A 15,121-nucleotide genomic window follows, 5' to 3' on the forward strand; every position below is an offset into this window, starting at 1 on the left:
TGTATAGCCGTTTCTTAAAGAATCCGTGTCAGCCTCCGGTAAGGTTTGAATCTTATACTGTTCATCATGTAGTTTGGCAGAAAGAGGCAGAAAGAGTAAAAACAATGGATTGGGACAAGCTAAGGATCTTTCACGCGGTTGCGGATGCGGGCAGTCTGACCCACGCCGGTGATCGGCTAAACCTGTCTCAATCGGCCGTTTCACGGCAAATTCGGGGACTGGAGGAGAGCCTGAACGCCACGCTCTTCCACCGTCATGCGCGTGGATTGATCCTCACAGAACAAGGTGAACTGCTGTTTGACGCCACCAAGACGATGGCCAAACAACTCGAAACCGCATCGGCCCGGATTCGCGACAGCGAGGAAGGCGTGTTCGGCGAATTGCGGGTGACCACCACCACCGGCTTTGGGACGCTCTGGCTCGCGCCCCGGCTGGCCAAACTTTATGAGCAGTACCCCAATCTGAAGATCGACCTGATGCTGGAAGAGCGTGTGCTCGACCTGCCGATGCGCGAGGCCGATGTCGCCATCCGCATGAAGGAGCCGAGCCAGGCCGACCTGATCCGCAAGCGGTTGATGACCGTGCAGATGCGTCTTTATGCGTCGCGCGGCTATATCGACAAATTCAGCTGGCCCGAGACCATCGAGGAAATCTGTGACCACCGTTTGATCTGTCAGAGCCTGCGGTCCGCCCAAGTGGGGTCCGCTGCGGTGATGGTGCAAAAGCTGATGACCCATAATCCAAAGTCGATGCTGACGGTAAACAACTATTTCGGCGTGCTTCAGGGTGTGCTGCAGGATCTGGGGATCGGCGTGCTGCCGGACTATGTGACAGAGGATTTCCCGGATCTGGTTCAGGTTTTGCCGAACGAAGATGGCAACGGTGTTCCGGTCTATCTCGCCTACCCAGAGGAATTGCGTCACTCACAGCGGGTTTCTGCCTTCCGCGACTTCGTTCAGGACGAGATCATCACGCACCGTAAGCACATGAAAGAACTCGGAAAAATATAGAGTTATCGCATACTGATGCGAGCTATGCACATGGCGCATGGCGGGCTTGATTTAACTTGTGTTCCAAAACACTTGCGACAGCGAAGCGGGCACCCTAAATGACCCTCATGAAGACGCGGCACACGCCGCACTTCATACCTCCCTGTTGGACTACGGCCGAGCTTAGTGCTCGGCCTTTTTTTTGGCGCAATGCCTGCCTTGTCTGCCCCAGTGCTCTGGGCCCGAGACAAACATGCCGCATTCAGCATTCTGCGTATGTAGTGCATTAGAGTTACAATAGATACCCGGCAATGCGTAGCGGACGCACCGCACAGCCCCGAGAAATCACGCGCCTCGCCCTGCATTCAGGCACGCTGCCTCCGTCACGCCCATTTTCCGGGCAGTTTCAGGACGCGTCGCATCGCCTATCATGCCCCCTTTCCCCGCCCCCAGCCTTGCTTTAAAAGGCCGTCAACTGAAGCGACCCGGGGGGCCATCTAAGCGCCATGCAGGAACCAGCCATTACGCCTGAAGTGATCGAAAGCCACGGACTGAATGCCGATGAGTACGATCTGATACTCGAGATCATGGGCCGGGAGCCGACTTTTACCGAGCTCGGCATTTTCTCCGCCATGTGGAACGAGCATTGCTCCTACAAATCCTCAAAGAAATGGCTGCGCACCCTGCCGACCTCCGGCCCTCAGGTGATCTGCGGCCCCGGCGAGAACGCCGGTATCGTGGACATCGGTGATGGCGACGCGGTCGTCTTCAAGATGGAAAGCCACAACCACCCCTCCTACATCGAGCCCTATCAAGGTGCCGCCACTGGTGTTGGCGGCATTTTGCGTGACGTCTTCACCATGGGCGCGCGCCCGATCGCCTCGATGAACTCGCTGTCCTTTGGCGAGCCGGCGCATCACAAGACGCGCCAGCTGGTGAATGGCGTGGTTGAGGGCGTTGGCGGCTACGGCAACTGTTTCGGTGTGCCTTGCGTCGGCGGCGAAGTGCGCTTCCACCCGGCTTACAACGGCAATTGCCTCGTGAACGCCTTTGCCGCCGGTCTGGTGAAGACCGACATGATCTTCTACTCCGCCGCCTCTGGTGTGGGCATGCCCGTGGTCTACCTCGGCGCCAAGACCGGACGTGATGGCGTTGGCGGTGCGACCATGGCATCGGCGGAATTCGACGACACCATCGAGGAAAAGCGCCCCACCGTGCAGGTTGGCGATCCTTTTACCGAGAAACGCCTGATGGAGGCGACGCTGGAGCTGATGCAGACCGGTGCTGTGATCTCCATTCAGGACATGGGCGCCGCGGGCCTGACCTGCTCGGCTGTGGAAATGGGCGACAAGGGCGGGCTTGGCGTCAAGCTGAACCTCGAGGATGTGCCCCAGCGCGAAGAGGGCATGACAGCCTACGAGATGATGCTGTCGGAATCCCAGGAACGCATGCTGATGGTGCTGAAGCCCGAGCTTGAGGCCGAAGCCAAGGCAGTGTTCGAGAAATGGGATCTGGATTTTGCCATCGTCGGCGAAACCATTGCCGAGGACCGCTTCCTGATTCTGCACAATGGTGAGGTCAAGGCGGATCTGCCGCTGTCAAAGCTCTCCTCCTCGGCGCCGGAATATGACCGCCCCTGGATCGAGATCGAGGCCCCCGAGGCGCTGACCGATGCGGATGTGCCGACCATCGACCCGATCGACGGGCTGAAAGCGCTGATTTCCTCGCCCAATTATGCCGGAAAACAGTGGGTCTATGAGCAATATGACACCACCGTAATGGGCGACACCGCCCGTCGTCCCGGACTGGGTGGCGGCGTTGTGCGCGTGCATGGCACCAACAAGAAGCTGGCCTTCACCTCTGACGTGACCCCGCGCTACGTCAAGGCGAACCCGGTCGAGGGCGGCAAGCAGGCGGTGGCCGAAGCCTATCGCAACCTCTGCGCCGTGGGAGCCAAGCCCTTGGCGACCACCGACAACCTGAACTTCGGCAACCCCGAAAAGCCCGAGATCATGGGTCAATTTGTCGGCGCGCTGAAAGGCATCGGCGAGGCCGTCTCGGCGCTGGATATGCCGATCGTTTCCGGCAATGTCTCTCTTTATAACGAGACCGACGGTCAGGCGATCCTGCCGACGCCCACCATCGGCGCCGTCGGCCTGATCGCCGCCGATGAGGAGCCGATCCTGGGCGAGGTCCGCGACGGACACGTGCTGCTGCTGGTCGGAGAGACAGCCGGCCATCTCGGCCAATCGGCGCTGCTGCATGAGGTCTTCAACCGCGAAGATGGCGATGCGCCTGCGGTGGATCTGGATCTGGAAAAGCGCAACGGCGAATTCATCCGCAACAATCGCGACTTCATCAAAGCCTGCACGGATATCAGCGATGGCGGGCTGGTGCTGGCGGCCTTCGAGATGGCCGAGGCGGCCGGCGTCGGCGTTCAGATCGACGCTGCCGACACGCCGACCCTGTTTGGCGAGGATCAGGCGCGCTATCTTGTGGCCTGCAACTTCGATCAGGCCGAGGCGCTGATGATCGCCGCCGGACAGTCCGGCGTTCATCTGGAAACGGTTGGAAAATTTACCGGTGACGCGGTGAAAATCGGTGGCTCCGAGGCCTCGCTTGAGGAATTGAGCCAGGTGTTCCGGTCCAGCTTTGCCGAGGCCGTCGCGTAACGCAGTCTCATAAGGGGGGTGCTCCCGCGCCCGCAGGTGCCTTTTGCCTTTGGCAAAGCCCCCTTGGCGGCCTTGGGCCCGGCACCGCGCCCGCGCGGTGCCGGGCCCAACTGTGTTGGGCAGGCCCCTTCGGGGCCGGTCCATAAGCAGGCGGGAGCACGCCCTGAACCTGTTTGGATGATCGACCTCAAGCGTCAAACGAAATCAGACCTTACAATCACGGTAGAGTTGCTTGCGTCCCCCGCACAGCAGCCCTACATTTTGCCGAAAGAACACCACAGCAAGGATGCGCCCTATGCCAATGCAGGCCCATGAAATCGAAACTCTCCTGCGCGAAACCTTCCCGGATGCTGAAATCCAGGTGGGCGGCAGCGATGGCGTTCACATGTCCGCCATGGTTGTCGACGAGAGCTTTCGTGGCAAGAACCGCGTGCAACAGCAACGTGCCGTCTATGCCGCGCTCAAAGGCAAGATGGACGGGCCCGACGGAGATCTGCACGCCCTCGCCCTGACCACCAAAGCACCGGAATGAGTTGGGCGGGCTGGATATTGGTCAGTCTTGCCGTTGTTGCCAGCGCCATCCTGGCGGAGGCAAAGTGGCGATCCAAACGGCCACGCCGATTGGCAGACAGTCAACCAGTCTCCCGCTCCAAGGGTTCTCCCGACCTGCCGCTTGGCATGGAAGCCACCGACCTCGAGGCGGTAAAACACGTACATCGCGCCAACCAGAAGGCGGATACCTACAACAGATCGATCAGCCGGACACTATCGCGGTAATCGCGCTCCCGGCGCCACGACAAAGGACCACAATCATGACCGACGCAAAGACCCGTATCGAAGACACCGTAAAAGCCAATGACGTTGTGCTCTACATGAAGGGTACCAAGGAAATGCCGCAGTGCGGCTTCTCCTCCCGTGTTGCGGGCGTGCTGAACTACATCGGTGTCGACTACACCGACGTGAACGTGCTGGCTGACGAGGACATTCGCTCCGGTATCAAGGAATATTCCGACTGGCCGACTATCCCGCAGCTGTATGTGAAAGGCGAATTTGTCGGCGGCTGTGACATCATCACCGAGATGACCCTCTCTGGTGAGTTGGATGGCATGTTCGAACAGAACGGCATCAGCTTCGACAAGGACGCCTCTGACAAGATCCGCGAAGCCAACGGCTGAGCCAATCGCCCGCCACCGGGCAATATGCGCTGCAAAAACACTAAGCCCGCCGACCTTTTGGTCTGGCGGGCTTATTCATATTCAAAGGCGAGATACTCTCGCCGGTCTGGCAGAACTCAGAGCTGTTCGGACAGATGCGGAGCGGCCTCGTCTAAATGCTCATCCGCGGCAGGGCCTTCATCCGCAACAGCAACTCCTTCTTCGTCTTCGTCATCATCATCATCCGGCGCCGCCTTCTCTTCGATCTCGGCAGCCAATGCCTCGGCGCGGGCTGCAAGCTCGGCCAAGGTCTCTGCCACCTGGGGCGGCACTACGGGCACCTCGACCTGCTCCGGCTCTGGCGGCGGCGCATTGCGCAGCTCCTCCATCTCAGCCTCCTTGCGGGCGATTTCGGCATCCTTTTCTGCCAATGTGGCTTCGACTTCCTTGATGCGGTCCTCCACGGCAGCCGTCTTGTCCGCGAGCATCAGACCGGCCATCAGCAGCATACGCGCCTCGGGCATGCGTCCGATCTGGTCCGACAGCACCTGAGCCTCGTCGTCCAGCATCCCTGCAGCCATCTGCAAAAAGCTCTGTTCGCCTTCCTGGCAGGATACCTCGAAATCGCGGCCTCCGATGTGAATGGTCACTTCAGGCATCAGGCTTCCTCTCCTTCGGGCAGATTGGGGGCCGTGGCCAGAAGCGGTTCCAGCCGAGCCAGGACCGCGTTGACTTCGGCCTGATCGGTGGCGCGTGCTGCCTTCAGCCCCTCGACCTCGGCCTCGAGGCCAGAATTGATCAGCGATGTGTCGCCAACGCCCTCGGCATTGGCAGCGCGCAGGGCGGCATTGGACTGGCGCAGCTGGTCGTTGCTGGCACGCAGGCCTTGCAGCTCGCCATCAAGCTCGCTCAATCGCTGGTCCAGCTCGGCGCTCACGCCCTCGTCCACCGGATCAGCTTCCGTGGCGGTGGCCTCTGCGGCCTCGGCGCGGGCGCGCAATTCGTCCCGCTCAACCCGGAGCGCGTTTAGCTCTGTCTCCAGCTCGGCCGGATCAGCCGCACCTGCATCGTCTTCCGCACCCGCGTCGGATGTGGCCCCGGGCATGGCCGACAGCTCTTCCAGCTGGGCTTGCAACTGTTCGTTCTGTGCGGTCGCTTCGCTCAGATCATCCTCGAGCGTTTCGCGTTCACTGGCAGCCTGATTACGCGCGGCTTCCAGATCCTGCTTCAGGCGCGCCACTTCCGCTTTAAGGGCCTCTGTTTCGACCGAGTTACCTGACGCATTGCGCAACAACTCAAGCTCGGAATGAAGGGCGATCAGATCCTCGGCGCCATCCACGGCGGCGACCTTCTTCTCCATATCCTCAAGCCGGGCATGCAACAGCTTCAGACGTTCCTCAAGCTGCGCATTGGCCATTTTCTCATCATCGAGGTCGGCCAGCAGCTCGGCATGCTTTTGCATGTCCAGATCTTCCAACGTCGGCACAGGCCGGTTTGCGTGCTTTTGCTCCAGCGCCGCGACACCGCCATATATACGGTGCAACGCAGTCTGGATGCGGCCCTGCAAGTCTTGTAACTGCTCCATGCGTTCCTCTTTGCCTCGTCCCGTCTGAACCTCTGACAGAGCCTGTCGCCACCATCGGTCCACAGCCGGTCTTTCGCCGTTTTTCACGATGCTTCTTGTTGCAGTCATGGCCCCCGGCACTTGGACAGGGGTACGAATCAACGCAGAAACCATCAGCTGCCGTCAGCTTATCGCATGATGGGGTAAAACACCCCCCCATTGCTTTCAAGCACTTGCACGCGCGAGATCATGCGCCCCCCCGCAAAACAAGCCCTCAGCGCTTGATCTTTGGCCCTTAGCTGCTATCCAGCGACAAACCCTGCGAACCCAAAGAGGAACAGTTCAGTGGATCTGACAGCCCTGCGCTCTGAAAACCCCGATCATTGGAACAAAGCCGCCGCCATTCGCGCCCTGACGCTGGATGCGGTTGCGGGTGCGAACTCCGGTCACTCCGGCATGCCGATCGGCATGGCCGACGTTGCAACCGTGCTGTTTGAAAAGCACATGAAGTTCGACGTCTCCGCCCCCAAATGGGCCGACCGGGATCGGTTCATTCTGTCGGCGGGCCACGGTTCCATGCTGATCTATTCGCTGCTCTATCTCATGGGCGATGCGCAGGTCACGCTGGATCAGATCAAGAACTTCCGCCAGTCCGGCGCGCTGACTGCAGGCCACCCGGAAAACTTCCTGTTGGACGCCGTTGAGGTCACCACTGGCCCGCTGGGTCAGGGGATTTCCAACGCCGTCGGCTTTGCCATGGCCGAGGAAATGCTGCGCGCGCAATATGGTAAGAAGGTTGTGGATCACCACACCTATGTCATCGCCGGCGACGGCTGCCTGATGGAAGGCATCAGCCAGGAGGCCCTGGGCCTTGCCGGGCGTCATCAGCTGGGCAAGCTGGTGGTGTTCTGGGACAACAACAACATCACGATCGACGGTCAGCTGGACCTGTCGGACCGCACCAACCAGGTGCAGCGTTTCAAGGCCTCCGGCTGGCATGTGCAGGAAATCGACGGCCATGATCCGGTGCAGATCGACGCCGCGATCGAGGCCGCCAAGAAGACCAAGAAACCGTCGATGATTGCCTGCAAGACCCATATTGCTCTGGGTCACGCGGCACAGGACACCTCCAAGGGTCACGGCGCGCTGACCGATGCGGATCAGCTCAAAGCTGCCAAGGACGCCTATGGCTGGACCGGTGGCGCGTATCAGGTGCCTGCCGAGATCAAATCCCAGTGGGAAGAGATCGGCAAACGCGGCGCAGACGCGCGTGCGGAATGGGAAGGTCGCTTTGCGGAGCTGTCGCAGCAAAAACAGGATCGGTTCAACCGTATCTTTGCGCTGGAAGCCCCCAAGAAACTCTCCGCCACCATCAAGGCACTGAAAAAGCAGGTCTCTGAATCGCAACCCAAGGTCGCGACCCGCAAGGCATCTGAGATGGCGCTGGAAGTGATCAACCCGATCATGCCTGAAACCATTGGTGGCTCGGCGGACCTTACCGGATCCAACAACACCAAGACCGGCGATCTGGGCATGTTCGACACCGACAACCGCAAGGGTCGTTATGTCTATTGGGGTATTCGCGAGCACGGCATGGCCGCGGCGATGAACGGCATGGCGCTGCACGGTGGCATTCGCCCCTATGGCGGCACCTTCTTCTGCTTCACCGATTATGCCCGCCCGGCGATGCGTCTGGCCGCACTGTCGAAGATCCCCACCGTGTTTGTCATGACCCATGACTCCATCGGTGTGGGCGAAGATGGCCCGACCCACCAGCCGGTCGAGCATCTCGCGATCTGCCGTGCAACCCCGAACACCTACACGTTCCGTCCGGCGGATGCGGTGGAGACGGCGGAAGCCTGGGAAATCGCGCTGACCTCGAAAGAGACGCCGTCGGTGATCGCCCTGACCCGTCAGGGCCTGCCCACCGTGCGCACCGAACACAAGCTGTCGAACCTCACCGAGAAAGGCGCTTATGTGCTGGCCGAGGCCGAGAGCAAGCGTCAGGTGATCCTGATGGCCTCCGGGTCCGAGGTGTCCACTGCGATGGCAGCCAAGGATCTTCTGGAAGCCAAAGGCATCGGCACCCGCGTTGTGTCCGTTCCTTGTATGGAGCTGTTCCACGCGCAGGACGAGAGCTACCGTCGCAAGGTTCTGCCTGCAGGCCCGGTGCGTGTGGCGATCGAGGCTGCCGTGCGGGATGGCGGCTGGGATCGCCTGCTGCTGGGCGAACGTGGCCAAGAGAAGAAAGCGGGCTTTGTCGGCATGGAGGGCTTTGGCGCCTCCGCTCCGGCGGGCGAGCTGTTCGAGAAATTCGGCATCACTGCCGAGGGCACAGTTGCCAAGGTCCAAGAGCTCTTGGGCTAAGTCACGCGGGATTGGGGGCGCTGCCCCCGACCCTTCCGGGTCTCCCCCGAGGTATTTTTGAAAAGATGAAGGGCGCCCGAAATTCGAGGCGCCCTTTCTTTCGTCTTGCGGCGTGATCGTGTTCAGTGGGCGGCTTTGGCCCCAAACAGCGGCGCGATCACCTTGGTCGCCAGAGGGATCAGCAAGAGGCCGATCACAAACCCGAGGATGCCATCGATCACCGCCTTGACCAGCCACTCTACCAGACCGTCGCCCTGCGCGACGCCTTTGGCGAAGGCGTAGATGGTTTCCTCTGGCCAGTGCCAGCCCATCTGATGGGCGGAATGCACGATGATGGAGCCGCCGACCCAGAGCATGGCGATGGTGCCGACGACCGACAGCAGCTTCAGGAACCACGGCATGAAGGCGACGATACCGCGCCCAAGCGAGCGGGTGACGCCAGTGCGACCGACCTCGGTCAGCCACAGGCCGACGTCATCCATCTTCACGATGATCGCGACGACGCCATAGACCACGATGGTGATCATGATGCCCACCACCGCAAGGGTCGCGGCCTGAATCCACAGCACATCGCTCTCGATTGTGGCCAGCGAAATGGTCATGATTTCTGCCGAAAGAATGAAATCAGTCTTGATCGCCCCCTTGACCTTCTGCTCCTCCAGATGGGTCGGATCGCCCACGTCGTGGCTGCCATCCGGCCCGCCGGAGTGAGCATCATGGGGCATCAGCACATGCGCGATCTTCTCTGCCCCCTCAAAGCACAGATAACAGCCTCCGAGGATCAGCAATGGCGGCACCAGCCAGGGCGCAAACTGCGACATCAGCAATGCGATCGGCAGCAGGAACACCAGCTTGTTGATGAAAGAGCCGCGCGCGATGCGCCAGATCATTGGCAATTCACGCGCGGGCTGGAAGCCGGTCACGTATTTCGGCGTCACGGCAGCATCGTCGATAACGATGCCAGCCGCCTTGGAGCCCGCCTTCATCGATTGCGTCGCCACATCATCCACCGAGGCGGCGGCAACTTTGGCGATCGCCGCTACATCGTCCAACAAGGCCAGAAGACCGCTCATGTGCCACCTCTTTGAGTGCATGCTATTTCCTGACAGAACACCTAGCGCGCCAAAGGGTTCCCGTTCAAGCGTGCCGCTTTGCAGCATTTTCCCCGCGAGCCGGCCCCAACAGTTACCGCCAACGCCCGAAACCTGTTAACGCAACCATCAACGTTTTGCGCTAACAGTCTGTGTTTACTGTAGTTTTCGCTTTTTTCGGAGGTTAATGACGTCTATAGGCTGCCCCTAAGACAGGCTTTTTGTGGAGACGACAGAGATGACCATCAAAGTTGGAATCAACGGTTTTGGGCGCATTGGCCGCTGCACATTGGCGCATATCGCGGGCAGCTTCCGCAATGATATCGAAGTCATCAAGGTCAACGCGACCGGCCCAATCGAGACTGCAGCACATCTCATCAAATATGACAGCGTGCATGGCCGTTTCCCCGGCCAGGTCGATTTCAGCGAGGGACGCCTGAACCTCGGCCGCGGCGACATGCAGGTGTTCTCCACCTACGACATGGACACGCTGGACTGGGAAGGCTGCGATGTCGTGCTGGAATGCACCGGCAAGTTCAACGATGGGCTGAAGGCGAAGAAGCACCTCGAGCGCGGCGCGGGCAAGGTGTTGCTCTCTGCGCCGGGTACGAATGTTGATCGCACGGTGGTTTACGGCGTCAACGACGAGGACCTGCTGACCAGCGACAAAATGGTCTCCAACGGCTCCTGCACCACCAACTGCCTGGCGCCGCTGGCAAAAGTTCTGGACGAGGCCTTTGGCATCGAACATGGCATCATGACCACGATCCATGCCTATACCGGCGATCAGCCGACGCTGGACCGTCGCCATGACGATCTCTACCGCGCCCGCGCCGCAGCAATGTCGATGATCCCGACCTCCACCGGTGCGGCCAAGGCGCTGGGTGAAGTGCTGCCGAACCTCAAGGGCCGCCTTGACGGTTCCGCAATCCGGGTGCCGACGCCGAATGTGTCGGCCGTGGACCTTACCTTTCGCGCTGGTCGCGAGGTAAGCGTTGCCGAGGTGAACGCCGCCATGGAAGAAGCCTCCAAAGGCCCGATGTCGCGCGTTCTGGGCTATGAGCCGGCACCGCTGGTCTCCACCGACTTCAACCACACCGAAGAAAGCTCCATCTTCGCGCCGGATCAGACCCGTGTGGTCGACGGTCGCATGGTGCGGGTGCTGGCGTGGTACGACAACGAATGGGGCTTCTCGGTGCGTATGGCCGACGTGGCCACCGCGATGGGCCGGTTGAACTAAGGGCCATTGTGCTGCCCGGTTAACCACCGCCCCTCTTTGGGTTGAGATTTTGCGCCCGGTCAGGCATATCTGACCGGGCGTTTTTATGCGAGCATCCCTCGATGACCAATACCATTGCCCTCGCTCTCGGCCTGTGCCTGTTGTCTGCACTCGCCATTGATGTTGCCCTTTTCGGAACGGAACACCTGTTGTTCCTGGGCAAGAAGCTGTTCTTGCTGATCGAGTGGATGGCCTTTTGGCGTTGATCTGAGGGGCTTTCGCGATCCCGGACATGCAAACACCCGACGCGGGGTCTCCGGTCGGGTGTCATTTCAATCAGATGTGCGGGCGCGGATCGGGGCGATCTTCACCCAGGCCGGATCACAGCGGACGCATCAGCTGCCCAGCCGTTTTCGCAGATTGTCATTGACCAGCGGTGTCACGAATTTGCTGACGTCACCGCCCAGCCGCGCGATTTCCTTCACCAGCTTGCTTGCGATCGCCTGGTGGCGGGCTTCGGCCATGAGGAACACGGTTTCGATGCTGTCATCCAGAGACCGGTTCATGCCGACCATCTGATATTCATATTCGAAATCCGCAACCGCACGCAGTCCGCGAACGATGACCTGAGCGCCGACATCGCGGGCGCAATCGATCAGCAGGTTCTCGAACGGATGCGCCACGATCTCTGTGCCGGTCTGCTCTGTCAGCTTGGCGCATTCCGCCTCGATCATCGCGACCCGCTCATCGAGGTCGAACAGCGGACCCTTGTCACGATTGATGGCGACGCCAATGACCAGACGATCCACCAGCATGGCCGCCCGGCGAATGATGTCCACATGCCCGAGCGTGATCGGGTCAAAAGTTCCGGGATACAAGCCGATGCGCATGGGCCCCTCCTGCTTGCGTAAAATTTGAGCGCACGCAACCATGTTGCGTCGCGCATTGCAAGTACGTGGTAATACTTAATCTTCCTCACGTCGCGGCGCACCCGGTCGCACCGGTGATCAATGGCCCATGATCATGCCTTCTAGGGCGGATTTTTCCATCGCCACTTCGGTCAACTGCGCCTTCACCACATCGCCTAGGGAAATGATGCCGATCAACACGCCGTTTTCGACCACCGGCATGTGGCGGAACCGCCCCTCGGTCATCTTCGCCAGCGCATCTTCGGCATTGCTGTCCTGCACACAGGTGACAACCTCTCGGGTCATATAGTCTTCGACCTTGTGCTGAAGGCATACAGAGCCCGACTTGGCCAGCTGCCGCACAATATCCCGCTCTGACAGAATGCCCAGTGGTGTTGTCTGGTCCGACGAGACCACCACCGTACCGATGCCATGCTTTGACAGGAGCTGCGCGGCAGCCTCGATCGTCGCCTCAGGCCCGATCGTGACGACCTCGGCAATCTCCTTGGATTTCATAATCGACTTTACGAGCATTTTGCGCACCCAGAAATAAAACTTCACTCCCTCAAGGTTTGCCGCAAGATCCGATCAAGTCAAGCCTTCCAGCCGCTCGACCTCAACGCGAACCCCCTTTGACAGTGCCTCGGCAAATCGGTTCAGCCGTTCGCTGCGCTGATCCCCCTGATGGCGCACCAGATAGAAACTGCGCGTCAGGCTGAACTCATCTTTCAGCACCTTGCGCAAGGCGCGATGTGCGGGCAGCGCAAAATCATGCACCACACCAACTGCACTTCCTTCGGCGAGCATCTTGATCTGCACCGAGACCGAATTGGACGCGAGCGACACCCGCTCGACACCGAGGTCCGTCAGATAGTCCAGCTCGCGGTCAAAGATCATGTCAGGGATGTAGCCAATCATGCGATGGTGCCGCAGGTGGTCGAGTTTCTCGATCGGCTCATTGTCCCGCAAGTAGTAGCGTGAGGCCGCAAGATGCAGGCGATAGTCGGTCACCTTCTGCACCAACAGCTTCCCAGCCGTGGGGGCGCTGACCGTCACGGCCATATCCGCTTCACGGCGGGACAGGTTGATCACCCGCGGCAGCGCCACAATCTGGATGTCCAGATCCGGATTGTCCTTAGAGATTGCCGCACAGACCTGCGGCAGGATGTAGTTGGCGCAACCATCCGGCGCGCCGATGCGGATCTGCCCGGATAGCGTATCGCTTGGGCCGGTCAGCGCCTCTTCCCCGGCGCGCATGGCCAGTTCTGCGCTCTCGGCATGGCCCAGCAGGCGATCCCCGGCCGCGCTCAGCGCATAGCCCTGCGGTGATTTCACAAACAGCGACGTCTTCAGCGCGGTTTCAAACCGGGCAACCCGTCGCCCGACCGTGGCGGGGTCCATCTTCAACACGCGCCCTGCCCCAGAGAGCGAGCTCTCCCGTGCCACAGCCAGGAACACTTTCATGTCGTCCCATTGGGGTTCCATCTGACGGGATCCTCCAGTCGTTTTTGCATTCTGCCAAGGTAAACCTACCTTAACCATTTGCGTTAATGCAAAACCTATTTGAAGCCTTTCCCCTTTTACCTTCGTTTTTGCAATCCTAGGATACGCGGGACTCGAAATTCAGAGGAGGACTGCACATGCAGGAACTGACCCACTACGTGAACGGCGAGAAAGTCGCCGGGACCTCCGGCCGCTTTGCCGATGTTCTGAACCCTGCCACTGGCGAAGTGCAGGCGCAGGTGCCGCTCGCAACCAAAGCCGAGATGGATGCCGTGATCGCCAAAGCCGCTGAGGCCCAGGTCGGCTGGGCATCCACCAACCCGCAGAAACGCGCCCGCGTGATGATGAAGTTCGGCCAACTCATCAACGAACACATGGACACGCTGGCAGAGCTGGTCGCCCGTGAGCACGGCAAGACCCTGCCCGACGCACGCGGTGACGTGCAGCGTGGCCTTGAGGTGGTTGAAGTCTGCATGGGCGCGCCCAACATGCTGAAGGGTGAATTCACCGACAGCGGCGGACCGGGCATTGACCTCTACTCCATGCGCCAGCCTCTGGGCGTCGTTGCGGGCATTACGCCATTCAACTTCCCCGCGATGATCCCGCTGTGGAAAATGGCGCCGGCGCTGTCCTGCGGCAATGCGATGATCCTGAAGCCCTCCGAGCGCGTCCCCTCCACATCGCTTTATCTGGCGGAGCTGCTGAAAGAAGCCGGCCTGCCCGATGGCGTGCTGCAGGTTGTGAATGGCGACAAGGAAGCCGTGGACGCGATCCTCGACAACGAGACCATTCAGGCGGTGGGCTTTGTCGGCTCCACCCCGATCGCACAGTATATCTATGGCCGCGCCGCAACCAACGGCAAGCGTGCGCAGTGCTTTGGCGGTGCCAAGAACCACATGCTGATCATGCCCGATGCGGACCTCGACAAGGCGGCTGACGCCCTGGTGGGTGCCGGGTTCGGCGCCGCTGGCGAACGCTGCATGGCGATCTCCGTTGCGGTTCCCGTCGGCAAGGAAACCGCCGATGGCCTGATCGAACGCCTGCTGCCGCGTATCGAAAAGCTGAAAGTCGGCCCCTATACCGCTGGCGAAGATGTCGATTACGGCCCCGTCATCACGGCCCAAGCCAAGGCCCGTATCGAAGGTCTGATCGACAGCGGCGTCGAGCAGGGTGCCAAGCTGGTGACCGATGGTCGCGGACTGACCCTGCAGGGGTATGAGAACGGCTATTTCGTCGGCCCGACCCTGTTCGATGATGTCACATCCGAGATGGACATCTACCAGGAAGAGATTTTTGGTCCGGTTCTGACAACTGTCCGCATGGACAACTACGAGGATGCGCTGAACCTCGTGAAGGACAATGCCTACGGCAACGGCACCGCGATCTACACCGCAGATGGTGACACCGCGCGTGACTTTGCCAACCGCGTCAATGTGGGCATGGTCGGCATCAACTTCCCGATCCCGGTGCCGCTCAGCTACCACACCTTCGGCGGCTGGAAGAAATCGGCCTTTGGCGACCTGAACCAGTATGGCCCGGATGCCTTCCGGTTCTATACCCGCACCAAGACCGTTACCGCGCGCTGGTTCTCCGGCATCAAAGAAGGTGGCGAGTTCAACTTCAAAGCGATGGACTGATCCCCAGTTCGGGCTTC

14 protein-coding genes and 1 pseudogene are annotated in these 15,121 nt (G+C 60.3%); 9 read left to right on the top strand and 6 right to left on the bottom strand.

From position 1 onward, the window contains the following. Window positions 1–104 precede the first annotated feature (104 nt). The 5 genes from R1T40_RS06250 to grxD all read left to right on the top strand — a co-directional run bounded on the left by R1T40_RS06250 (window position 105) and on the right by grxD (window position 4,836). Window positions 105–1,010, top strand: coding sequence for a LysR family transcriptional regulator (locus tag R1T40_RS06250; protein WP_317386271.1), 906 nt, complete (start codon window positions 105–107; stop codon window positions 1,008–1,010). Window positions 1,011–1,495: 485 nt separating this feature from the next. Beyond that, on the top strand, window positions 1,496–3,661 hold the full coding sequence (gene purL / locus R1T40_RS06255) for a phosphoribosylformylglycinamidine synthase subunit PurL (protein ID WP_317386272.1): 2,166 nt from the start codon (window positions 1,496–1,498) through the stop codon (window positions 3,659–3,661). 295 nt (window positions 3,662–3,956) lie between these two features. Beyond that, window positions 3,957–4,193 carry a BolA/IbaG family iron-sulfur metabolism protein gene (locus tag R1T40_RS06260; RefSeq protein WP_317386273.1) on the top strand — a complete coding sequence of 79 codons (237 nt, stop codon included), beginning with the start codon at window positions 3,957–3,959 and terminating at the stop codon, window positions 4,191–4,193. Beyond that, window positions 4,190–4,438, top strand: a complete 249-nt coding sequence (locus R1T40_RS06265; protein WP_317386274.1) for a hypothetical protein — start codon at window positions 4,190–4,192, stop codon at window positions 4,436–4,438. Before R1T40_RS06260 ends, R1T40_RS06265 begins: the two co-directional genes overlap by 4 nt. Window positions 4,439–4,473: 35 nt before the next feature. Further along, entirely contained in the window at window positions 4,474–4,836 is a 363-nt protein-coding gene (gene grxD / locus R1T40_RS06270) for a Grx4 family monothiol glutaredoxin (protein ID WP_106163570.1), read from the top strand. Window positions 4,837–5,063: 227 nt separating this feature from the next. Here the strand turns inward: grxD and R1T40_RS06275 are convergent. Then, a pseudogene (locus R1T40_RS06275) lies at window positions 5,064–5,474 on the bottom strand (cell division protein ZapA); the annotation flags it as partial. Beyond that, window positions 5,474–6,400: a coiled-coil domain-containing protein gene (locus R1T40_RS06280; RefSeq protein WP_317386275.1), complete on the bottom strand. Its 927-nt coding sequence runs from the start codon at window positions 6,398–6,400 to the stop codon at window positions 5,474–5,476. The gene R1T40_RS06280 and the pseudogene R1T40_RS06275, both read right to left, overlap by 1 nt. Before the next feature lie 324 nt (window positions 6,401–6,724). Between R1T40_RS06280 and tkt the strand changes: the two genes are divergently transcribed. Continuing rightward, window positions 6,725–8,746, top strand: coding sequence for a transketolase (gene tkt / locus R1T40_RS06285; protein ID WP_317386276.1), 2,022 nt, complete (start codon window positions 6,725–6,727; stop codon window positions 8,744–8,746). A gap of 122 nt (window positions 8,747–8,868) precedes the next feature. On the opposite strand, the gene R1T40_RS06290 is transcribed toward tkt, so the two are convergent. Beyond that, a complete protein-coding gene (locus R1T40_RS06290; protein WP_317386277.1) occupies window positions 8,869–9,819 on the bottom strand; it encodes a DUF808 domain-containing protein in 951 nt (316 codons plus the stop codon). A gap of 256 nt (window positions 9,820–10,075) precedes the next feature. Between R1T40_RS06290 and gap the strand changes: the two genes are divergently transcribed. Both gap and R1T40_RS06300 read left to right on the top strand, forming a co-directional pair. After that, the gene (gap, locus tag R1T40_RS06295; protein WP_106163565.1) at window positions 10,076–11,077 is read left to right on the top strand and encodes a type I glyceraldehyde-3-phosphate dehydrogenase; all 1,002 of its coding nucleotides are present in this window, start codon (window positions 10,076–10,078) and stop codon (window positions 11,075–11,077) included. Between the two features lie 101 nt (window positions 11,078–11,178). Continuing rightward, entirely contained in the window at window positions 11,179–11,322 is a 144-nt protein-coding gene (locus tag R1T40_RS06300; protein ID WP_165798116.1) for a hypothetical protein, read from the top strand. Between the two features lie 129 nt (window positions 11,323–11,451). On the opposite strand, the gene coaD is transcribed toward R1T40_RS06300, so the two are convergent. From coaD to R1T40_RS06315, 3 genes are all read right to left on the bottom strand, one after another. Next, window positions 11,452–11,946, bottom strand: a complete 495-nt coding sequence (gene coaD / locus R1T40_RS06305; RefSeq protein WP_106163564.1) for a pantetheine-phosphate adenylyltransferase — start codon at window positions 11,944–11,946, stop codon at window positions 11,452–11,454. 117 nt (window positions 11,947–12,063) lie between these two features. Further along, window positions 12,064–12,498 carry a CBS domain-containing protein gene (locus R1T40_RS06310; RefSeq protein ID WP_106163729.1) on the bottom strand — a complete coding sequence of 145 codons (435 nt, stop codon included), beginning with the start codon at window positions 12,496–12,498 and terminating at the stop codon, window positions 12,064–12,066. 54 nt (window positions 12,499–12,552) lie between these two features. After that, entirely contained in the window at window positions 12,553–13,449 is an 897-nt protein-coding gene (locus R1T40_RS06315) for a LysR family transcriptional regulator (RefSeq protein WP_106163563.1), read from the bottom strand. A gap of 155 nt (window positions 13,450–13,604) precedes the next feature. Between R1T40_RS06315 and R1T40_RS06320 the strand changes: the two genes are divergently transcribed. After that, entirely contained in the window at window positions 13,605–15,104 is a 1,500-nt protein-coding gene (locus R1T40_RS06320) for a CoA-acylating methylmalonate-semialdehyde dehydrogenase (RefSeq protein WP_317386278.1), read from the top strand. The last annotated feature ends 17 nt before the right edge of the window (window positions 15,105–15,121 follow it).

Source organism: Tritonibacter scottomollicae (genome assembly GCF_032924845.1).
In the GTDB taxonomy this organism is placed as follows: Bacteria; Pseudomonadota; Alphaproteobacteria; order Rhodobacterales; family Rhodobacteraceae; genus Epibacterium; species Epibacterium scottomollicae.